The sequence below is a fragment of the Bacillus sp. FSL R12-0074 genome, from assembly GCF_038005725.1.
Lineage (GTDB): Bacteria > Bacillota > Bacilli > Bacillales > Bacillaceae_G > Bacillus_A > Bacillus_A mycoides.
This window is the reverse complement of sequence record NZ_JBBOTR010000001.1, coordinates 746,589-767,866: the sequence shown is the minus strand read 5'-3', so window position 1 is coordinate 767,866 and position 21,278 is coordinate 746,589. Positions and strand designations below refer to the sequence as shown.

11 protein-coding genes, 20 tRNA genes, 3 rRNA genes and 1 pseudogene are annotated in these 21,278 nt (G+C 40.5%); 4 read left to right on the top strand and 31 right to left on the bottom strand.

The window, feature by feature from the left end:
* Window positions 1-194: 194 nt before the first annotated feature.
* The 24 genes from NSS97_RS03915 to NSS97_RS03800 form a co-directional block, all read right to left on the bottom strand.
* A complete protein-coding gene (locus tag NSS97_RS03915; protein ID WP_002125317.1) occupies window positions 195-614 on the bottom strand; it encodes a CBS domain-containing protein in 420 nt (139 codons plus the stop codon).
* A 131-nt stretch (window positions 615-745) separates the two neighbouring features.
* Window positions 746-817 (bottom strand) — tRNA-Glu (locus NSS97_RS03910).
* A gap of 1 nt (window position 818) precedes the next feature.
* A tRNA-Asn gene (locus NSS97_RS03905) sits at window positions 819-893 on the bottom strand.
* A gap of 7 nt (window positions 894-900) precedes the next feature.
* A tRNA-Ile gene (locus NSS97_RS03900) sits at window positions 901-977 on the bottom strand.
* Between the two features lie 8 nt (window positions 978-985).
* A tRNA-Trp gene (locus NSS97_RS03895) sits at window positions 986-1,056 on the bottom strand.
* Window positions 1,057-1,062: 6 nt separating this feature from the next.
* Window positions 1,063-1,135, bottom strand: a tRNA-Thr gene (locus tag NSS97_RS03890).
* A 20-nt stretch (window positions 1,136-1,155) separates the two neighbouring features.
* A tRNA-Phe gene (locus tag NSS97_RS03885) sits at window positions 1,156-1,231 on the bottom strand.
* Window positions 1,232-1,240: 9 nt separating this feature from the next.
* Window positions 1,241-1,316, bottom strand: a tRNA-Asp gene (locus NSS97_RS03880).
* Window positions 1,317-1,318: 2 nt separating this feature from the next.
* Window positions 1,319-1,395 (bottom strand) — tRNA-Met (locus NSS97_RS03875).
* Window positions 1,396-1,419: 24 nt separating this feature from the next.
* A tRNA-Ser gene (locus tag NSS97_RS03870) sits at window positions 1,420-1,512 on the bottom strand.
* Between the two features lie 61 nt (window positions 1,513-1,573).
* A tRNA-Ser gene (locus NSS97_RS03865) sits at window positions 1,574-1,666 on the bottom strand.
* A gap of 18 nt (window positions 1,667-1,684) precedes the next feature.
* Window positions 1,685-1,757: transfer RNA gene (locus tag NSS97_RS03860), tRNA-Ala, on the bottom strand.
* A 15-nt stretch (window positions 1,758-1,772) separates the two neighbouring features.
* Window positions 1,773-1,846, bottom strand: a tRNA-Pro gene (locus tag NSS97_RS03855).
* 10 nt (window positions 1,847-1,856) lie between these two features.
* Window positions 1,857-1,930, bottom strand: a tRNA-Arg gene (locus NSS97_RS03850).
* A gap of 3 nt (window positions 1,931-1,933) precedes the next feature.
* Window positions 1,934-2,022, bottom strand: a tRNA-Leu gene (locus NSS97_RS03845).
* Window positions 2,023-2,038: 16 nt separating this feature from the next.
* Window positions 2,039-2,113 (bottom strand) — tRNA-Gly (locus tag NSS97_RS03840).
* 29 nt (window positions 2,114-2,142) lie between these two features.
* Window positions 2,143-2,223, bottom strand: a tRNA-Leu gene (locus tag NSS97_RS03835).
* 16 nt (window positions 2,224-2,239) lie between these two features.
* A tRNA-Lys gene (locus NSS97_RS03830) sits at window positions 2,240-2,315 on the bottom strand.
* Window positions 2,316-2,319: 4 nt separating this feature from the next.
* Window positions 2,320-2,394, bottom strand: a tRNA-Gln gene (locus NSS97_RS03825).
* 12 nt (window positions 2,395-2,406) lie between these two features.
* Window positions 2,407-2,490: transfer RNA gene (locus tag NSS97_RS03820), tRNA-Tyr, on the bottom strand.
* Window positions 2,491-2,498: 8 nt separating this feature from the next.
* Window positions 2,499-2,574 (bottom strand) — tRNA-Val (locus NSS97_RS03815).
* Window positions 2,575-2,579: 5 nt separating this feature from the next.
* Window positions 2,580-2,695, bottom strand: a 5S ribosomal RNA gene (gene rrf, locus NSS97_RS03810).
* Between the two features lie 100 nt (window positions 2,696-2,795).
* Window positions 2,796-5,717, bottom strand: a 23S ribosomal RNA gene (locus tag NSS97_RS03805).
* A 146-nt stretch (window positions 5,718-5,863) separates the two neighbouring features.
* Window positions 5,864-7,415, bottom strand: a 16S ribosomal RNA gene (locus tag NSS97_RS03800).
* Together the 16S, 23S and 5S rRNA genes with 20 tRNA genes alongside form the textbook arrangement of a ribosomal RNA operon.
* A 673-nt stretch (window positions 7,416-8,088) precedes the next feature.
* On the opposite strand from NSS97_RS03800, the gene NSS97_RS03795 reads away from it, so the two are divergent.
* The gene (locus tag NSS97_RS03795; protein WP_107887557.1) at window positions 8,089-11,133 is read left to right on the top strand and encodes an efflux RND transporter permease subunit; all 3,045 of its coding nucleotides are present in this window, start codon (window positions 8,089-8,091) and stop codon (window positions 11,131-11,133) included.
* A 49-nt stretch (window positions 11,134-11,182) separates the two neighbouring features.
* On the opposite strand, the pseudogene NSS97_RS03790 reads toward NSS97_RS03795, so the two are convergent.
* The 4 genes and pseudogenes from NSS97_RS03790 to NSS97_RS03775 form a co-directional block, all read right to left on the bottom strand.
* Window positions 11,183-11,587 (bottom strand): annotated as a pseudogene (locus NSS97_RS03790) (AAA family ATPase); the annotation flags it as partial.
* A gap of 49 nt (window positions 11,588-11,636) precedes the next feature.
* Entirely contained in the window at window positions 11,637-12,557 is a 921-nt protein-coding gene (gene pstA / locus NSS97_RS03785) for a phosphate ABC transporter permease PstA (protein WP_107887558.1), read from the bottom strand.
* A gap of 2 nt (window positions 12,558-12,559) precedes the next feature.
* Complete coding sequence (gene pstC, locus NSS97_RS03780; RefSeq protein ID WP_002090872.1) at window positions 12,560-13,450, bottom strand: phosphate ABC transporter permease subunit PstC; 891 nt, start codon at window positions 13,448-13,450, stop codon at window positions 12,560-12,562.
* Window positions 13,451-13,521: 71 nt separating this feature from the next.
* Window positions 13,522-14,421, bottom strand: coding sequence for a phosphate ABC transporter substrate-binding protein PstS family protein (locus NSS97_RS03775; RefSeq protein ID WP_000245113.1), 900 nt, complete (start codon window positions 14,419-14,421; stop codon window positions 13,522-13,524).
* 509 nt (window positions 14,422-14,930) lie between these two features.
* On the opposite strand from NSS97_RS03775, the gene NSS97_RS03770 reads away from it, so the two are divergent.
* Genes NSS97_RS03770 through NSS97_RS03760 form a run of 3 tightly spaced genes read left to right on the top strand, consistent with a single transcriptional unit; the run spans window position 14,931 to window position 17,285 of the window.
* Complete coding sequence (locus NSS97_RS03770; RefSeq protein ID WP_002090873.1) at window positions 14,931-15,188, top strand: FeoA family protein; 258 nt, start codon at window positions 14,931-14,933, stop codon at window positions 15,186-15,188.
* The gene (locus NSS97_RS03765) at window positions 15,185-15,907 is read left to right on the top strand and encodes a FeoB small GTPase domain-containing protein (RefSeq protein ID WP_107887559.1); all 723 of its coding nucleotides are present in this window, start codon (window positions 15,185-15,187) and stop codon (window positions 15,905-15,907) included. Before NSS97_RS03770 ends, NSS97_RS03765 begins: the two co-directional genes overlap by 4 nt.
* Entirely contained in the window at window positions 15,885-17,285 is a 1,401-nt protein-coding gene (locus NSS97_RS03760) for a nucleoside recognition domain-containing protein (protein WP_341111628.1), read from the top strand. Before NSS97_RS03765 ends, NSS97_RS03760 begins: the two co-directional genes overlap by 23 nt.
* A 206-nt stretch (window positions 17,286-17,491) precedes the next feature.
* Here the strand turns inward: NSS97_RS03760 and NSS97_RS03755 are convergent, their stop codons facing one another.
* The 3 genes from NSS97_RS03755 to gerLA are packed head-to-tail and all read right to left on the bottom strand — an operon-like array spanning window position 17,492 to window position 21,245.
* Window positions 17,492-18,658 (bottom strand): Ger(x)C family spore germination protein, encoded by a 1,167-nt coding sequence (locus tag NSS97_RS03755; protein ID WP_107887561.1) that lies wholly within the window; start codon window positions 18,656-18,658, stop codon window positions 17,492-17,494.
* Window positions 18,642-19,766, bottom strand: coding sequence for a spore germination protein GerLB (gene gerLB / locus NSS97_RS03750; RefSeq protein WP_107887562.1), 1,125 nt, complete (start codon window positions 19,764-19,766; stop codon window positions 18,642-18,644). Before gerLB ends, NSS97_RS03755 begins: the two co-directional genes overlap by 17 nt.
* A complete protein-coding gene (gerLA, locus tag NSS97_RS03745; protein ID WP_107887563.1) occupies window positions 19,767-21,245 on the bottom strand; it encodes a spore germination protein GerLA in 1,479 nt (492 codons plus the stop codon).
* Window positions 21,246-21,278 lie beyond the last annotated feature (33 nt).

The following is a 21,278-nucleotide window of genomic DNA, read 5'->3' as shown; positions in this document are numbered from 1 at the left end:
TCAAATTCTATCATAATACTTATATCTCTCAGTATATCACTTTTTCTCTTATTAAAAATTAGGAATGACAAATTTAAAAAAACTTTCAAAAATATTGACTCTATACTTATTATATAATGTCTCAGATACATCACGCTAATATATTAGTTTAATCCGCATATACTAGAATAATGTATCTGATCTTTATACATAATTTATTCCGTATGCTCTGAGATTTCACTTAAAGCAAACCCTGCTTGATCATCAGCTGATTTTCTTATAGCTAAATCACCTAGTGCTAGCATCCCAACAAGTTGACCGCTCTCAACAACCGGTAACCGTCTAATTTGATATTGTGCCATTAATTCTGTAGCTTTTTCAATAGAATCATCTGGAGAAACTGAAACAATGTTTGTTGTCATTACATTTGTAATTTGATTAGATCCAGGATGTTTTTCAGCAATCCCACGAACAACTAAGTCTCGATCAGTAACAAGCCCAACAACTTGTTTATTTTCAATAACAGGAATCAATCCAACCGATTCTTCCTTCATTTTTACAGCTGCCTCATATACATTGTCTAATGGTGTACAATGTACGATATGAGTACTCATAAGTTCTCTAACTTGTGTCATTTTTCATCTCCTCCTTTTAATACATACCATAGCTTTTCCTAAATCCCTTTATTTATTTCAGGAAAATAAGGTGATAAAAAGAGGCTTATACATAATAAAAAAGAGTCAGCAATATGCTGACTCTTTTTTTATGACCCGTACGGGATTCGAACCCGTGTTACCGCCGTGAAAGGGCGGTGTCTTAACCACTTGACCAACGGGCCATGGCTCCGCAGGTAGGACTCGAACCTACGACCGATCGGTTAACAGCCGATAGCTCTACCACTGAGCTACTGCGGAATATATATGGTGGGCCTAAATGGACTCGAACCATCGACCTCACGCTTATCAGGCGTGCGCTCTAACCAGCTGAGCTATAGGCCCATACTTTACAGGGGCAGTAGGAATTGAACCCACACTGGAGGTTTTGGAGACCTCAGTTCTACCTTTAAACTATGCCCCTAAATGATGCCGGCTAGAGGACTTGAACCCCCAACCTACTGATTACAAGTCAGTTGCTCTACCAATTGAGCTAAGCCGGCATAAAAAAAAAACAAAAAAATGGTGGCTCGGGACGGAATCGAACCGCCGACACGAGGATTTTCAGTCCTCTGCTCTACCGACTGAGCTACCGAGCCAACATAAAATGGCGGTCCCGACCGGGGTCGAACCGGCGATCTCCTGCGTGACAGGCAGGCATGTTAACCACTACACCACGGGACCATTGGTTGCGGGGACAGGATTTGAACCTGCGACCTTCGGATTATGAGCCCGACGAGCTACCGTACTGCTCCACCCCGCGACGATATTATGTTTTAAAAATAAATGGAGGAGGTAGAGGGATTCGAACCCCCGCGCGACTCTCGCCGCCTGTCGGTTTTCAAGACCGATCCCTTCAGCCGAACTTGGGTATACCTCCATGAAGAAAAAATTAATATCTTATTCATTTTTATATGTAACTAAACCACTTTTTAAAAAAATGGAGGAGGTAGAGGGATTCGAACCCCCGCGCGACTCTCGCCGCCTGTCGGTTTTCAAGACCGATCCCTTCAGCCGAACTTGGGTATACCTCCGACATATAAAAAATAAAGTGGAGCCTAGCGGGATCGAACCGCTGACCTCCTGCGTGCAAGGCAGGCGCTCTCCCAGCTGAGCTAAGGCCCCATGTTTTTGGAAAAATCGGGAAGACAGGATTTGAACCTGCGACCCCCTGGTCCCAAACCAGGTGCTCTACCAAGCTGAGCCACTTCCCGTTAATAAAAGCGCGCCCGAGAGGAGTCGAACCCCTAACCTCTTGATCCGTAGTCAAACGCTCTATCCAATTGAGCTACGGGCGCATATGGTGCCGAGGGCGGGGGTCGAACCCGCACGGTGGTCACCCACCGCAGGATTTTAAGTCCTGTGCGTCTGCCTGTTCCGCCACCCCGGCATGTCATACTGAAAATTGGAGCGGAAGACGGGATTCGAACCCGCGACCCCAACCTTGGCAAGGTTGTATTCTACCACTGAACTACTTCCGCAAGACATGTTTGAGTTATTTTATTAAAAGTGCGGGTGAAGGGAGTCGAACCCCCACGCCAAAGGCGCTAGATCCTAAGTCTAGTGCGTCTGCCAATTCCGCCACACCCGCATATTTTTTAAGAAAATGGTGAGCCATGAAGGATTCGAACCTTCGACCCTCTGATTAAAAGTCAGATGCTCTACCAACTGAGCTAATGGCTCTTAATGGCTGGGCTAGCTGGATTCGAACCAGCGCATGACGGAGTCAAAGTCCGTTGCCTTACCGCTTGGCTATAGCCCAATAATTAAGAAATGGTGGAGGGGGGCAGATTCGAACTGCCGAACCCGAAGGAGCGGATTTACAGTCCGCCGCGTTTAGCCACTTCGCTACCCCTCCGACATATATGGTGGAGGATGACGGGATCGAACCGCCGACCCCCTGCTTGTAAGGCAGGTGCTCTCCCAGCTGAGCTAATCCTCCATTTTGCCTGGCAACGTCCTACTCTCGCAGGGACAAGGTCCCAACTACCATCGGCGCTAGAGAGCTTAACTTCCGTGTTCGGTATGGGAACGGGTGTGACCTCTCTGCCATCATTACCAGACTATATTCGATTGAGACAAACATTATTATACTTGATTCACTTAGAAAGTCAATAAGTTTTTTATATTCTCTCAAAACTAGATAACGTTGCTTCATATTATATGGTTAAGTCCTCGATCTATTAGTATTCGTCAGCTCCACATGTCACCATGCTTCCACCTCGAACCTATCAACCTGATCATCTTTCAGGGATCTTACTAGCTTACGCTATGGGAAATCTCATCTTGAGGGGGGCTTCATGCTTAGATGCTTTCAGCACTTATCCCTTCCGCACATAGCTACCCAGCTATGCCCTTGGCAGAACAACTGGTACACCAGCGGTGCGTCCATCCCGGTCCTCTCGTACTAAGGACAGCTCCTCTCAAATTTCCTGCGCCCACGACGGATAGGGACCGAACTGTCTCACGACGTTCTGAACCCAGCTCGCGTACCGCTTTAATGGGCGAACAGCCCAACCCTTGGGACCGACTACAGCCCCAGGATGCGATGAGCCGACATCGAGGTGCCAAACCTCCCCGTCGATGTGGACTCTTGGGGGAGATAAGCCTGTTATCCCCGGGGTAGCTTTTATCCGTTGAGCGATGGCCCTTCCATGCGGAACCACCGGATCACTAAGCCCGACTTTCGTCCCTGCTCGACTTGTAGGTCTCGCAGTCAAGCTCCCTTATGCCTTTGCACTCTACGAATGATTTCCAACCATTCTGAGGGAACCTTTGGGCGCCTCCGTTACACTTTAGGAGGCGACCGCCCCAGTCAAACTGCCCACCTGACACTGTCTCCCGGGTCGATAAGACCCGTAGGTTAGAATTTCAATACAGTCAGGGCGGTATCCCACCAGCGCCTCCACCGAAGCTAGCGCTCCGGTTTCAATGGCTCCCGCCTATCCTGTACAAACTGTACCAAAATTCAATATCAGGCTACAGTAAAGCTCCACGGGGTCTTTCCGTCCTGTCGCGGGTAACCTGCATCTTCACAGGTACTATAATTTCACCGAGTCTCTGGTTGAGACAGTGCCCAAATCGTTACACCTTTCGTGCGGGTCGGAACTTACCCGACAAGGAATTTCGCTACCTTAGGACCGTTATAGTTACGGCCGCCGTTTACTGGGGCTTCAGTTCAGAGCTTCGCTTACGCTAACCCCTCTCCTTAACCTTCCAGCACCGGGCAGGTGTCAGCCCCTATACTTCGCCTTACGGCTTCGCAGAGACCTGTGTTTTTGCTAAACAGTCGCTTGGGCCTATTCACTGCGGCTTTCCGTTAAGAAAGCACCCCTTCTCCCGAAGTTACGGGGTCATTTTGCCGAGTTCCTTAACCAGAGTTCTCTCGCACACCTTAGGATTCTCTCCTCGCCTACCTGTGTCGGTTTGCGGTACAGGCACCTTTTATCTCGCTAGAAGCTTTTCTTGGCAGCGGGGAATCAAAGACTTCGCTCCATAAGGAGCTTCCCCATCACAGCTCAGCCTTCACGATAAGCGGATTTGCCTACTTATCAGCCTAACTGCTTGGACGTGCACAACCAATCGCACGCTTCTTCTATCCTTCTGCGTCCCTCCATTGCTCAAACGATAAAGAGGTGGTACAGGAATATCAACCTGTTGTCCATCGCCTACGCCTGTCGGCCTCGGCTTAGGTCCTGACTAACCCTGAGCGGACGAGCCTTCCTCAGGAAACCTTAGGCATTCGGTGGACGGGATTCTCACCCGTCTTTCGCTACTCATACCGGCATTCTCACTTCTAAGCGCTCCACCAGTCCTTCCGGTCTGACTTCACTGCACTTAGAACGCTCCCCTACCACTGATACCATTGGTATCAATTCGCAGCTTCGGTGGTGTATTTAGCCCCGGTACATTTTCGGCGCAGAGTCACTCGACTAGTGAGCTATTACGCACTCTTTAAATGGTGGCTGCTTCTGAGCCAACATCCTAGTTGTCTAAGCAACTCCACATCCTTTTCCACTTAATACACACTTTGGGACCTTAGCTGGCGATCTGGGCTGTTTCCCTCTTGACTACGGATCTTATCACTCGCAGTCTGACTCCTAAGGATAAGTCATTGGCATTCGGAGTTTGACTGAATTCGGTAATCCGATGAGGACCCCTAGTTCAATCAGTGCTCTACCTCCAAGACTCTTACACTTAAGGCTAGCCCTAAAGCTATTTCGGGGAGAACCAGCTATCTCCAGGTTCGATTGGAATTTCTCCGCTACCCACACCTCATCCCCGCACTTTTCAACGTGCGTGGGTTCGGGCCTCCATTCAGTGTTACCTGAACTTCACCCTGGACATGGGTAGATCACCTGGTTTCGGGTCTACGACCACGTACTAAACGCCCTATTCAGACTCGCTTTCGCTGCGGCTCCGCCTCTTCAGCTTAACCTCGCACGGGATCGTAACTCGCCGGTTCATTCTACAAAAGGCACGCCATCACCCATTAACGGGCTCTGACTATTTGTAGGCACACGGTTTCAGGATCTCTTTCACTCCCCTTCCGGGGTGCTTTTCACCTTTCCCTCACGGTACTGGTTCACTATCGATCACTAGGGAGTATTTAGCCTTGGGAGATGGTCCTCCCAGATTCCGACGGAATTTCACGTGTTCCGCCGTACTCAGGATACATTCAAGAGAGAACGAAGTTTCGACTACGGGGTTATTACCCTCTGTGACGGACCTTTCCAGGTCGCTTCGTCTACCTCGTTCCTTTGTAACTCCGTATAGAATGTCCTACAACCCCAAGAGGCAAGCCTCTTGGTTTGGGCTAGATTCCGTTTCGCTCGCCGCTACTCAGGAAATCGCATTTGCTTTCTCTTCCTCCAGGTACTTAGATGTTTCAGTTCCCTGGGTCTGTCTTCCATACCCTATGTATTCAGGTAAGGATACCATACCATTACGTATAGTGGGTTTCCCCATTCGGAAATCTTCGGATCAAAGCTTACTTACAGCTCCCCGAAGCATATCGGCGTTAGTCCCGTCCTTCATCGACTCCTAGTGTCAAGGCATCCACCGTGCGCCCTTTCTAACTTAACCAAACTAAAATTAAAAAAATATGAGCTACACTGTTATCTAGTTTTCAAAGAACATACATTTAAACTTGAGAGATAGTTCTCTCAAAACTGAACGAAACAAAACAAGTCAACGTTTATTGATGAACTGCGTTCATCAATTCTCCATAGAAAGGAGGTGATCCAGCCGCACCTTCCGATACGGCTACCTTGTTACGACTTCACCCCAATCATCTGTCCCACCTTAGGCGGCTGGCTCCATAAAGGTTACCCCACCGACTTCGGGTGTTACAAACTCTCGTGGTGTGACGGGCGGTGTGTACAAGGCCCGGGAACGTATTCACCGCGGCATGCTGATCCGCGATTACTAGCGATTCCAGCTTCATGTAGGCGAGTTGCAGCCTACAATCCGAACTGAGAACGGTTTTATGAGATTAGCTCCACCTCGCGGTCTTGCAGCTCTTTGTACCGTCCATTGTAGCACGTGTGTAGCCCAGGTCATAAGGGGCATGATGATTTGACGTCATCCCCACCTTCCTCCGGTTTGTCACCGGCAGTCACCTTAGAGTGCCCAACTTAATGATGGCAACTAAGATCAAGGGTTGCGCTCGTTGCGGGACTTAACCCAACATCTCACGACACGAGCTGACGACAACCATGCACCACCTGTCACTCTGCTCCCGAAGGAGAAGCTCTATCTCTAGAGTTTTCAGAGGATGTCAAGACCTGGTAAGGTTCTTCGCGTTGCTTCGAATTAAACCACATGCTCCACCGCTTGTGCGGGCCCCCGTCAATTCCTTTGAGTTTCAGCCTTGCGGCCGTACTCCCCAGGCGGAGTGCTTAATGCGTTAACTTCAGCACTAAAGGGCGGAAACCCTCTAACACTTAGCACTCATCGTTTACGGCGTGGACTACCAGGGTATCTAATCCTGTTTGCTCCCCACGCTTTCGCGCCTCAGTGTCAGTTACAGACCAGAAAGTCGCCTTCGCCACTGGTGTTCCTCCATATCTCTACGCATTTCACCGCTACACATGGAATTCCACTTTCCTCTTCTGCACTCAAGTCTCCCAGTTTCCAATGACCCTCCACGGTTGAGCCGTGGGCTTTCACATCAGACTTAAGAAACCACCTGCGCGCGCTTTACGCCCAATAATTCCGGATAACGCTTGCCACCTACGTATTACCGCGGCTGCTGGCACGTAGTTAGCCGTGGCTTTCTGGTTAGGTACCGTCAAGGTGCCAGCTTATTCAACTAGCACTTGTTCTTCCCTAACAACAGAGTTTTACGACCCGAAAGCCTTCATCACTCACGCGGCGTTGCTCCGTCAGACTTTCGTCCATTGCGGAAGATTCCCTACTGCTGCCTCCCGTAGGAGTCTGGGCCGTGTCTCAGTCCCAGTGTGGCCGATCACCCTCTCAGGTCGGCTACGCATCGTCGCCTTGGTGAGCCGTTACCTCACCAACTAGCTAATGCGACGCGGGTCCATCCATAAGTGACAGCCGAAGCCGCCTTTCAATTTCGAACTATGCAGTTCAAAATATTATCCGGTATTAGCCCCGGTTTCCCGGAGTTATCCCAGTCTTATGGGTAGGTTACCCACGTGTTACTCACCCGTCCGCCGCTAACTTCATAAGAGCAAGCTCTTAATCCATTCGCTCGACTTGCATGTATTAGGCACGCCGCCAGCGTTCATCCTGAGCCAGGATCAAACTCTCCAATAAAGTTAGTTTGTCTAGCATCTAAAAAATAAAAATTGACGTTCACGTTGTTTGTTTCGTTCAGTTTTCAAAGAACTTGTCTGCCGCTTCAAAAGCGACTTCATCATATTAACATCTTCATTTTTCGATGTCAACTATGTTTTGAATTTCTTTTTTGTCGTTTTCTGCGTTTCCGCATCAGCGACGTTTATTAATATACCATCATGGTTTTTAAATAACAAGTATTTTTTATAAAAAAATACAAAAAGTTATCTATCCTACTTTCTTCTATAGAAAGAACCCTTATCCTTTCTACTAAAAACATTCATTTTGATTGTATACAAGTTACTATACACTATCATCAACCAGGCAGTATTTCACAATAACTTCCTAACCTTTAGTCTTCTCCTTTTTTTAATTTTATAATTACTATAGTTCTGCTTAAGAAGGACAAATAATCATTTAAATGTAGAGTAAAAAAAAACTTAGCCACTATACTAGAGCAAAACTTTAATTCCTGATTTTTCTCTCCAATCAGGAATTTTGCTTCCACAAATAACAAACTTCCCCTCGAAATATTAAATTAAGATTATTGTTAGAATTTTTTTACATTTAATTAATGAAAGATATCCAATTTTTGTTATATAGTAAGAAAGTGCCCACAAAACTATAAATAAACTAATGGAGGAATTATTTTATGGATAGGTTAACAAAATTTTCATTAAAAAACCGAGCCGCTATTATTATTATGGTTTTTCTCATTTCCATACTCGGTGTTTATTCCGGCTCTAAATTACCTATGGAATTTTTACCAAGCATCGATAACCCTGCAATAACTGTTACGACATTATCTCAAGGGGTCGATGCTGAAACGATGACCAAGGACGTAACTGACCCCCTTGAAAAACAATTTCGTAATTTAGAACATATCGATGGCATCACTTCTTCCACACATGAGGGATTATCACGCATCGACATTGCATATACATCCAAGGCAAATATGAAAGACGCGGCACGCGAAGTCGAAAAAACAATTAATACGATTAAATTACCTAAAGATGTAACTAAACCTGTTGTTAGCCAATTAAACACTTCTATGATTCCACTCGCTCAAATTACCATCCAGAAGCAAAACGGATTTTCAAAAGCTGACGAAAAACAAATTGAGAAAGAAATCGTACCACAACTCGAAAGCATTGATGGTGTTGCCAATGTTATGTTTTTCGGAAAATCAACTTCCGAATTATCCATCGTACTTGATCCTAACCAACTAAAAGATAAAAACGTAACATCACAGCAAGTATTAACAGTTTTACAAGGAAAAGAAACTTCCACTCCAGCCGGAGCAATTACCGTTAATAAGGCCGAATACAATCTTCGTGTCATCGGGGATATAAAAAATGTAAATGACATAAAAAATATCACCGTTACACCTCAAGTAAAATTACAAGATGTTGCTCAAATTGAATTAAAACAACATTACGATACAATCTCGCACATAAACGGGGAAGAAGGAACAGGATTAATCATCATGAAAGAGCCGAGTAAAAATGCGGTTGCAATCGGAAAAGAGATTGATAAAAAGATTAAAGATATAAGCAAGCAATATAAAGATCAATTCTCTATTAAACTTTTAGCTTCAACTCATGAGCAAGTTGAAAATGCTGTTACTAGTATGGGAAAAGAAGTAATCCTTGGGGCAATTGCTGCAACTCTCATTATCTTAATCTTTTTACGCAGCTTCCGAACAACACTCATCGCTGTCGTTAGTATTCCATTATCTATTTTATTAACACTATTTTTACTCCATCAATCTAACATCACACTTAACATTCTAACTCTTGGTGGCTTAGCCGTTGCAGTTGGACGTCTCGTCGATGATAGTATCGTTGTCATCGAGAATATTTTCCGTCGTTTACAAAAAGGATCTTTCTCTAAAGATATTATTCTCGATGCAACAAAAGAGGTCGCCGTCGCAATTACCTCTTCTACTTTAACGACAGTCGCCGTTTTTTTACCTATCGGTCTCGTATCGGGAGTAATCGGAAAACTAATGTTACCTATGGTGTTAGCAGTTGTGTATTCTATACTTTCTTCCTTAATTGTGGCATTAACGGTCGTTCCACTTATGGCTTTTTTACTGCTCAAAAAAACAAAACGTCGCAATTCACATTCTTCACCGCGATATGTCACTACATTAAAGTGGGCTCTTTCTCATAAGTTTATCATTCTACTCACTTCTTTTTTATTATTTGCAGGATCAATTGCAGCCTACATACTACTTCCGAAAGCTAACATAAAGTCTGAGGACGATACAATGCTTTCCGTTAACATGACATTTCCAGGTGATTATGATTCTGAAGCTAAAAAACAAAAAGCCTTTGATTTCGAAAAGAAACTCCTCTCTAATTCTGATGTAACAGATGTTATTTTGCGAATGGGATCTAGCGCAGAAGATGCACAATGGGGACAGACAACTCAAAACAATCTTGCAACTATATTTGTAGTCTTTAAAAAAGGATCTGACATCGACCAATATATTAAAGAATTAAAAAAGGATCATACAGCTTTCGAACCAGCTGAACTTGATTATATAAAAACGAGTTACTCTGACTCCGGAGGCGGAAACAACTTACAATTTAATGTAACAGCTACTAACGAAACAAATTTACAAACGGCCGCTAACATCGTCGAAACAAAACTAAAAGGTATGGACGATCTCTCTAAAGTAAAAACAAATATAGAAGACTCTAAAAAAGAATGGCAAATTCATATCGATCAAACAAAAGCGGAACAACATGGTTTAACACCAGAATTAGTAGCACAACAAGTATCATTCCTTATGAAGAAATCTCCTCTTGGGGAAATCTCAATCAATAATGAAAAAACAACCATTATGATAGAACATAAAAAGGCATCCATTAACAAACAAGAAGATATTTTAAACACAAACATACTATCACCTATTAACGGACCAATTCCTTTAAAAGACATTGCAACTATTTCAGAAAAACAACTTCAAACGGAAATCTTCCATAAAGATGGGAAAGAAACGATTCAAATTACCGCAGAAGCTTCAAATGAAGATTTAAGCAAAGTAAGCGCAGAAGTAAACAAGGCGATAGCCGACTTAGATTTACCTAACGGAGCAAAAGTAAATGTCGCAGGTGCTACTGAATCTATGCAAGAGAACTTCACAGATTTATTCAAAATTATGGGGATCGCAATCGGGATTGTATATTTAATTATGGTTATCACATTCGGGCAAGCACGTGCTCCTTTCGCGATTTTATTCTCTTTACCATTAGCTGCTGTCGGCGGTATTTTAGGATTAATCATTTCAAGAACACCTGTTGACGTAAATTCATTAATCGGCGCATTAATGTTAATCGGGATTGTCGTTACAAATGCTATTGTATTAATAGAAAGAGTGCAACAAAATCGGGAAAACGGTATGGAAACAAGAGAAGCCTTACTAGAAGCAGGATCTACTAGATTACGCCCAATTATTATGACAGCTATAACAACAATCGTCGCTATGCTACCACTCCTCTTCGGGCAATCTCAAGCAGGAAGTATGGTATCGAAAAGTCTGGCCGTCGTTGTAATCGGTGGTTTGGCAGTCTCAACCGTTCTTACATTAGTAGTCGTTCCCGTTATGTATGAACTATTAGATAAAATCGGGAGAAAAAGACGCTCCCGCAGAAAAATAAGCACTTCTACAGAAACACCTGATATTTAAACTAAAAGGCGTTATCTTCATAATTGAAGATAACGCCTTTTAGAATTCCCTACCTATCGATATAATCCAGCACTTTTTTCGTATATCGCTCTAGTGGCTTACCAGAATCTACAAGAAGATATTCATCATTTAAAAGCCTTTTACTGCCATCTAACCACTTTTTTCAAACGCTACTCCTGATTCTACTGACTTATCTTATGTTCACGTGTTTGTAACCTACGATTAATTTCTTCTATATTATTAAGATAACATTCAATATATTTATATGTAGCCCCATACTTCCGACATAAACCTATTCCTTTTCAAGCATCCCCTCATAGAGACATGGGCTATCTAATATAACACTATGTTCTTGTTCCAACAAAAAACCTATCAGTTTCCACTCAATATCATAGGAGACTCCCCCAACAACTGTCGATTCACTCCCCCTTACCGTTAATGATTTTAATAAATGTCCGTAAAAAAACTCCCTGTTTATAAACAGAGAGTTCTTTTACGGATATTTATGCCACTTTTACCTTCTTCGTCGTTTTACGACTTTTTTTCGCTCCTGTAAAACGCTTGTGTAATACAGATGCTACGAAACGAGAAATGATATTAAAGAGTAATACCATAATAATTAATACAGCTGCAGATTTTGTTGCAATTAACTTCGCATCCGGGATAATCCCTTCAGAGTTTAATTTCCAAATGTGAACAGCTAACGTTTCAGCTGGTCTAAATGGATTTAAAGGATGCGAGGGGCTCGAGAAGTCCGCTGCTGAATTTAAAATAGGTGATGTTAAACCCGCTGTATAAATTAACGCCGCAGCTTCACCGAATATACGGCCTGCCGCTAAAATAATACCTGTAATGATTTGTGGTAACGAAGACGGGATAATGATGCGGGCAATTGTTTGCCATTTCGTTGCACCTAGTCCAAGACTCGCCTCTTTTACATTATGAGGAACTTCAGAAATCGCATTTTCACAAACACGTGTTAAACCAGGCAAATTCAAAATAGTTAAAGCAAGAGCTCCACCCATTACTGTATATCCCCAGCCTGTCATTGTAACAAATACTAATAAACCAAATAGTCCAACAACAATAGAAGGTAAAGACGCCATTGTTTCAATACATAAACGAACAAAACTTAAAAAACGACCTTGTTTTGCATACTCCGCTAAATATATTCCAGCCCCTAGTCCAAGAGGAATAGATATAATAAGTGTTATAACAAGCATGTAGAAAGAATTGAATAACTGTGGACCAATTCCCCCACCAGCTCTTGTATTGCTTGGTTCTCCGAATAAGAAACTAGGATCCCAAAATCCCCATCCCTTTTGCAGAATTTCGTACATTAAAAAAGCCAGCAAAGCTACAACTAAAGCTGCAACCCCATAAAAGATACCTGTCCAAACTTTATTTACCGTTCTTGCATTCATTATTATCGCTCACCTCTTTGACCAATCGCTCGAATTACTAAAATAAACAGGAATGAAATAACAAGTAAAATCATCGCTAACGTCCATAGCGCATTGTTCCAAGCTGTTCCGTTCAATGTATTCGTCATGTCCATTGTCAGAATACCTGTTAACGTTGCTGTTGGACTATATATTCCTTCCGGTAATTTAATCGTGTTTCCGATTACCATTTGAACCGCTAACGCTTCACCAAAAGCACGCGCTAACCCTAAAACTATACCTGTTAAAATTCCTTGTTTTGCAGCAGGAACAATAACTCGGCTAATCGCTTGCCATTTCGTCGATCCTAGACCGTAAGAAGCTTCCAAGTAATCAAACGGAACAGAGCGTATTGCATCAGAGGCAATACTAGCAATAGTAGGTAAAATCATAATACTCAGGACAATAATACCCGCAATTAAACTAAATCCCACTCCACCGAACGAATCCCGTAATAGAGGAACCAAGATCGTAACCCCTAATAATCCGTATACAACTGATGGAATACCAACTAATAATTCTAAAACAGGCTTTAATACTTTATTCCCAAACTTCGGCGAAATTAAATTCATGAATATAGCAAGAGCTATAGCAATTGGTGCACTAATGACAACAGCACCTAACGACACAAGCGTAGAACCGACAATAAAGATAACAGCACCATACGTACCTTGATCAGCATTTGGATTCCATTTTGTCGAAGTTAACACCTCAGAAAACGAGATACCACTTTGCGTGAAAGATTGAATTCCTTTGCCGCAAATAAACGCAATAATAGCTAATGTAATAAAAACAATAAAGATACCGCAAAACGTAACAAGTGATCTACCTATATATTCACTCTTTACGTAATTAATTTGTTTTTTCCCCTTCATCACAGGACAGACCCCACTTCATAGATTGCATTGAACAGGACTGGCCTTGCAGCCAGCCCCATAAAATTTTATTACTTATTTAATTTAGACATTGGGATGTAACCCATATCTTCTACTTGTTTTTCGAAATCTTTACCTTTTACATAATCAATGTAAGCTTTTGTCGCTTCTTTTGCCTCACCTTTAGTTACCATGTACTCGTAAGACCAGAATGGATATTTACCAGCAGAAATATTTTCAACTTTCGGTTCAGATCCATCAATTTTAACCGTTTGTAACGCACCTTTTTTCTCACCAACCATGTAAGACATCGCTAAGTAACTAACTGAACCTGGAGTAGAGTTAATCGCTTGCTCTACAGCACCATTAGAATCTTGTGTTGTACCAGTTCCATCATTAATCTTCGCGTCTTTCATCACTGTCTTTTCAAAAGTAGCACGTGTACCAGATGAAGCTGGTCGGTTAATTACATTGATTTTTTCATCTTTTCCGCCTACTTCTTTCCAGTTCGTCACTTTTCCAGTGAAGATATCTTGCACTTGTTTTACTGTTAAGTTATCAACTTTTACATCTTTATTTACGACAAGTGCGAATGCGATACCCGCAACTTTGTTATCTACTAATTCTTTTGCTTTTTCAGCATCTTTTATTTTATCTCCAGCTGGAACATCTGAGTTACCAATTTGTACCGCACCAGATGCTACTTGGTTAATCCCAGTTCCACTACCGCCACCTTGAACTTGAATAGAAACTTTTGAATTTTTCTCCATGAATTTCTTTCCAGCTTCCTCCGCAAGAGGTTGAAGAGCTGTAGAGCCAGCCGCTGCAATCGTACCTGATAATTCTTGTTTTGCATCGCTACCTTTAGCAGCTTCCTTATTATCCGTACTTTCTGCTTTTCCACATCCAACTAATGCACCTGCAACAACTAAAGCCGCTAAAGAAAATTTAATACCCTTTTTCATAACCATGTCTTGTACCCCCATTTGGATTATCACTTTTCGAATTCATCTTCTTTCGAACACAAATTCATTGTAGGACAACAATATTATGTGAGTGTTAAGCAATTTTTAAGTTTAAGTAAATAGAGATAACATCCCATAAAAGCTAGACATTCCAACATTTACAGTTGAAAAAGCCAACAAAACCCACACTAAACACGGAGTATTGTAAATTTATTCTTAACAATGTAAATCCAATGTAAATATTTTTCTTTATTTTGCCCTTTAAGTTAAAACTATATTTACAAATCCACTATATTTTTTAAATTTTACACTCTTACTTTATTTACATTAAGAAGAATTTCAGTAATATTTTTCGGTACAACTCAATAAATTGGAACAATTCTAAAAATATTTGAATATTTTTAAAGTACTAATTGACAGCATCATTAAATGTAGTCTACTATATTAGTATCAAAAAGTTTACCTAAGGAAACTTTTTAAACTAAAACTAAAAATATAGAGATGAGGTAACTTTTATGGTATCGGCTAATACTAAACCCCTTTCCGAATTCAGAACAGGGGAATTTGTACAAATTGAGAAGATACAATTAGAAGGAACTATGAAACGACGTTTATTAGATTTAGGCTTTTTTCCTGGAGCGACAATTAAAGTATTACAACGCAGTCCACTTGGAGACCCAGTCGCTTATCAAGTAAGCAACACAACTATTGCACTGCGTAGTGAAGAAAGCTCCCTTATTTTCGGGGTATTAATAGGAGATGATTTCAGATGAGTAACCATCGCATTGCGTTAGCTGGTAACCCGAATACCGGGAAAAGTACATTATTTAATACTTTAACAGGCTTAAAACAACATACTGGAAACTGGACGGGGAAAACTGTTTTAAAGGCTGAAGGGGAATATAAGCATGGCGGAAATATATATACAATAATAGATTTACCTGGAACTTACTCACTGTATTCAAATTCGGCAGATGAAGAAGTAGCACGAGATTATATTATATTTGAAAAACCAGAAGTAACTGTAGTTGTTATAGATGCAACTGCAATGGAGAGAAATTTAAATTTAGCACTCCAAGTGATGGAAATGACAAACGATGTGGTCATTTGTATTAACTTAATTGATGAAGCGGAGAAAAAAGGAATCATTATTGACGAAAAGAAATTAGCAAAATCACTCGGTGTACCTGTAGTGAAGATTTCTGCTCGCAACCGATTAGGCATTGGTCATTTGCTAAATGTCATCGCTAAAGTAGCAAATAAAAAACTAATTCCAACACCAATTAAAATTACTTATAACGATAAAATCGAAAATATGATTCAAGAATTAGAACCACAAATTTATAAAGTGTTCGGCAATACGTATCCAGCACGTTGGATTGCGTTACGTATTTTAGATGGAGATAAAAATTTCTTAACTGCACTTCAAAAACATCATAACGAACCACTTGTAAGGGAGGTCGTAATAAATGGAATCTCACTCAGCCAGTAAAGCTCTTCCGCTGGACTATATTGTTCAACATGCACAAACACTTTCAAAAGAAGATATACGAGATGATATTGTCGGAGATATTTATCGAACCTCCGCAAGTATATGTAAAGAAGCTGTCCAATATACAAATACCGATAAATTGTATCGTTCCGAAAAACTAGATAAAATTTTCACATCTCCAATCTGGGGATTCCCAATTATGCTCGGTATTTTATCTATTATTTTTTATCTCACAATTGCAGGCGCTAACGTACCTTCTGATATGATCGCTAAGTTCTTTGGCTGGGTAGAAGGATATTTAACATCTTGGTTCCAAGCAATGCATGCACCTGAATGGTTACATGGTATTTTAATACTTGGTTTATTCCGTGGTACCAGTGCTGTTATAAGCGTTATGTTACCACCTATGGCAATCTTTTTCCCTATGTTCGCACTATTAGAAAACTACGGATATTTACCACGTGTCGCATTTAACATGGACCGCTTATTCAAACGATCTGGTGCACACGGCAAACAATCTTTAACAATGGCAATGGGATTCGGTTGTAATGCAGCTGCCATTATGTCAACACGTATTATTGAATCACCACGTGAACGTATGCTTGCAATCTTAACAAACAACTTCGTTCCATGTAATGGGCGCTGGCCTATGTTAATTTTAATGGCTTCACTATTTATGGCTGCCGGCTATACAGGAAGTATGCAAACATTTGTTACTGCAGGTGTCGTAGTTGGAATGGTTGTAATTGGTGTTATTATGACATTAACTGTTTCTTGGGTACTATCGAAAACAGCTTTAAAAGGTGTTCCGACTCACTACACACTAGAGTTACCGCCATATCGCAAACCAAAAATTTGGAATACAATTGTACGTGCAACACTCGATAAATCAATATATGTTTTAAAACGAGCTGTAGTTGTAGCTGCCCCTGCAGCTGCATTAACTTGGTTACTTGCTAATATTTTCATCGATGACACGAGCTTACTTATGTATTTTGTAAACTTTCTAGATCCATTCGCTAAAATGTTAGGACTTGACGGCTTTATTCTAGCTGCATTCATTCTTGGGCTACCAGCTAATGAAATTGTCATCCCGATTTTATTAATGTCTTACTTATCAACTGGTGCTTTAACTGAAATAGATGATTTTAATCAAATTAAAAATCTATTCTTAGAACACGGTTGGACTTGGTTAACTGCGTTAAACACAATGTTGTTCTCACTTCTTCATTTCCCATGCGGAACAACACTAGTTAACATATATAAAGAAACAAAAAGTGCAAAATGGACATTTTTATCGTTTGCAATCCCTACTGTTATTGCCATTGTTGTTACATTCCTCTCTACACAATTGGTACATTGGTTAGGTCTTGTATAAAAGCAAAGCATACATAGAAGGTATCCCCCTTCACCATATGCTTTGTGCATAAAAGAAACCTGAAACTCATTCAGGTTTCTTTTTATCTTTCCGCGGCTGAGCTCCATACGTTGTGATTTTTTTATGAATAAAATATATGGTCCCCGGAAGAATCGCCATTAATATCGTGCAACTAATTCCTAGTCCAGTAAACAACTTAAATCACCTTATTTCACTCTCTTCGGTAAAGCTGAACCTGAATGCTCAATTGTCGGATGAACATGAACAGTAACCTCAGCATTACTAAAATAATTTTCACCTTGATCCCAATTCTTATCTATCTTCTTCCATTCTTTATAATTATGCCGCTTATATACTTCTCCTAACGCTAATACATCTACCTTATATTTTTTTTGAACAAGCTTAATCGATTTTTGGATACGCTTCTCCATTTCCTCCGCAATGGTTTTCTTTAATCGCTTTTCATTCATAATTTGTTTATGATCACTAAAATGCAACTCTGCTAAGGTCCCTTCCAAAGATAAATGGATATCAAACTTCGGTTTTGTAGCATTTTCCGTAGATACTTTAATCTTTCGGTGCATCTTATGAATTTCGTATGTAACAAGCTGACCTTGTTTACGGATAGTATAGAACCCTCCAATTTTTTTACCTATTACATAATTCATTCCTAATGTTTCTTCTCCATTCAAACTGCCTACACACTTATTATCTTTTCCACGAAACAACGCTGCCCCGTTCATTTGTACCCCCTGCTTTGTTAGTTCGAGAATAGGTAATACGAAACTTTGGTTAGCAATCATTTTTTGCTGTACCTCACCAATTCTTGCAGCTTCAATCATTTGAGCATTTTTCGGAGGATGCTCAGCTAACATATCAATATACTGTGCCGGTAAGTTCTCAGGCTTGGCACTCTGCTTTAAAATAGCTTCTGCATTTTTCTTAGAAACGAACAAACGAATATTTCTTCTCATCTCGTGATCACGAATATATACATCTAACGTATTTTGTAAAACATATGGATTCTCTAGTAAATCTTTAGAAAAAATTATCACTTGTATATGCGGAAAGAATAATGAGCGACTAATTTTTTTAGCAATAATTCGTATTTGCTCAAAGACACTATCTGCTTTCGCACTAACATTAATATAATTTTCACTATCTCCACCGCCTTGGCCACCTTGTTGCGCTAACTTACTGGGAAGTACCATCTGATACGTCCCTTTCATAATTGGATTTGATTTCTTTGCCTTCACAATATCGTAAGCTGCACCTACTACAAATCCTCTTTCTTCTATTTCTTCTAGCTCAGAGCACCCACTTATAGATCCAGCTAAAACCATAACCATTATTATTTTAAGAAGGTGTTTCATTTCTACCATTCCTTCTTTTTATTTTATATACAATAAAAACTAACAAAGGCGCTAACACGACAAACCCCATATCTATCCAAGCTAAATAAGTCCCATAACTTGACAATTCTTTCAAATTACTAGGTATCATATTCACCATAAAAATAATCGGGGCACTTACAAAAATAAAAATATGTTTCTTCACTTTTGGAAACATAGCACAAAATAATAAAGATGCGACGTCATAATACATTGCTGTAGTGTTATAAATAGTAATAATCCAAGTAGTAAAAAAAATCGCATCAAATCTTTCTAAAAAACCTCCACCAATTTCAATTTCTTTCCCTAATTCGATTGTTGGATATGTCAATCCACGTGTTGTCATATACGTAAAAACACTAATACAAGTTACATAAATTAAAATGTATGACAACACGTTTACGATCACCGCTTTTGCAACTGCCATTGGCGCTTTTTTCGCTGTCTTATCATTCAACAACACAGCATAAAACAGAGCTACCTCAAATCCGATGAATGTAAAAATAGAATTTTTAACTCCTACAGCATACCGACTGACATTCGTTTGAAAAGCCGGTAGTAAATTATCTATTTCCATTAAGTTCACATTCAATAAAGAAAGAAGCACTATCGCAATTAAAACAATTGGTAAGAATAGAACATTTAACCTTAATAAAGCCGCTCTCGATCCTGCTACTCCATAAATAACAACTAATAAGAAGAAGAAAGAGAGTAGCTGTATTGGTGTATCACTAAATAAATATGTTTGTGAAATAATTGCAATCATTCGCGATTCATATGCGGTCAAAGCAGCAAATGTTAATACTAAAATGCTACTAATTGTGTATGCAACAGGTTTCGTCAAATGTGCACTCGTATATTGAACAAAGTTTTGTTTTGGGAATAAAATAGCTACCCTCGTTACAAACCAACCTAAAACCGCACATATCAATCCACCCAAAAGTAAAATAATCCAACCGTCCGAAAATAAAGTTTGATCAGCAATATCTCTCGGCATAGACAATGCCCCTATACCAATAATGGTTGACGATACCGCAAACCCAATTTCCCGAGATCCAATTTCCTCATCCCCATATTCAAATGGTTTCAATTACTCTCGCTCCTTTGGACTTAATGTAGAGTCTTTCGTTTGTAAATATTCTGGTCTCTCTTTTAACATTGATTTTGGTAAGCGAACCAATTCTTCTTCCCAATCTTTATAAAAAGCAGGAGCAATAGGTGTTGTATACGGAACCCCAACACTCTTTAAATTTGTAATATGAACCGCAAGTGCAATAAGAGCTAAAATGATTCCGTACAACCCAAAAGCAGTTGCAGCTAACACGAAGACGAAAAGTAAAATTCGAAATGTAATCGTAATGCTATATACAGGAAGTGAAAATGTAGCAATTGCGGTAACCGCGATAATAATTACTAAAAACGGATTTACAATCCCCGCATTTACTGCCGCTTCTCCAATTACAAGACCGCCTACGATGCCAATTGTTTGTCCCATCGGTTTCGGAAGCCTAATCCCGGCTTCTCGTATTAATTCCATCGTTAATGCCATCATTAGCGTTTCTATATAAGCAGGAAACGGTACCCCTTCTCTCGCTCCCGCAATGGAATAAGCTAGTTTAGATGGAATAAGCCCTTGATGATACGATACAAGCGCTACGTACATGGCAGGTAATAAAACAGCAGCGATACCTGATCCCATACGTAACATTCTTAATAACGTTCCAATTACCCAACGCTCATAATGATCTTCTACAGATTGAAAAATATCAACAAACACTAGTGGAGCTATAAGAGCAAATGGTGACCCATCTACTAAAATGGCCGCTTTCCCTTTCGCCAATGCAGCCACTATATTATCTGGTCTTTCTGTATTTAAAAACTGCGGAAACGGCGATAAATTATTATCTTGAATTAATTGCTCAATCGTTCCTGTCTCAAAAATGACATCTGTCACTATTGATTGAAGACGCCGATCTAGCTCATTTACGATGTAAGGGTTAATAATATCCTCTATATATACTAGGGTTACTTCTTTCTGCGATCGCTTCCCCATAATATAAGATTGAAACCGTAACTTCGGATCACGTAAACCACGGCGAATTAACATTTTATTCACATTAATATCTTCATTTAACCCAACCCTCGGTCCACGAATTAAATCTTCTGTCACTGGCGGTTCTAGACTTCTTTTCTCCCAAGCCCTACTGTTAACAACAATAGCCGTTTGAATATTATCAATTAATATGACTGTATCTCCTGCTAAAACCGCATTTATAATATCTGGAAAAGTCGTCTTCATACCGACTTCTGCAATAGAAATAAAACGATCCAATAATATCTGAACCACAGCTGCTTCATTTGGTATTTCTTCATATTGAAGTGTACGAACTACATATTTATAAACATTATCCTTATCTGTCAATCCACATAAGAAAACAACCGCACAACGTGTAAAACTACCAGCAAGAGCAACTTCTCTAATTGTTAAATCATTAGGTGAACCTAACTCATCTCTAATTTCCTTCATAACTTCAAACAAGTTACCTTTTAGCTCTAACAATTTCCCCACCTAACTTCCTTTTCAACAAGTTTTTAGTTAGAT

Bases quoted from the DNA above. Each gene is read 5' to 3' on its own strand.
- NSS97_RS03915 (WP_002125317.1), bottom strand. From the start codon at position 614: ATGACACAAGTTAGAGAACTTATGAGTACTCATATCGTACATTGTACA.
- NSS97_RS03765 (WP_107887559.1), top strand. From the start codon at position 15,185: ATGAGTAACCATCGCATTGCGTTAGCTGGTAACCCGAATACCGGGAAA.
- pstA (WP_107887558.1), bottom strand. From the start codon at position 12,557: ATGAATGCAAGAACGGTAAATAAAGTTTGGACAGGTATCTTTTATGGG.
- pstC (WP_002090872.1), bottom strand. From the start codon at position 13,450: ATGAAGGGGAAAAAACAAATTAATTACGTAAAGAGTGAATATATAGGT.
- NSS97_RS03755 (WP_107887561.1), bottom strand. From the start codon at position 18,658: ATGAAACACCTTCTTAAAATAATAATGGTTATGGTTTTAGCTGGATCT.
- NSS97_RS03770 (WP_002090873.1), top strand. From the start codon at position 14,931: ATGGTATCGGCTAATACTAAACCCCTTTCCGAATTCAGAACAGGGGAA.
- NSS97_RS03795 (WP_107887557.1), top strand. From the start codon at position 8,089: ATGGATAGGTTAACAAAATTTTCATTAAAAAACCGAGCCGCTATTATT.
- NSS97_RS03760 (WP_341111628.1), top strand. From the start codon at position 15,885: ATGGAATCTCACTCAGCCAGTAAAGCTCTTCCGCTGGACTATATTGTT.
- NSS97_RS03775 (WP_000245113.1), bottom strand. From the start codon at position 14,421: ATGGTTATGAAAAAGGGTATTAAATTTTCTTTAGCGGCTTTAGTTGTT.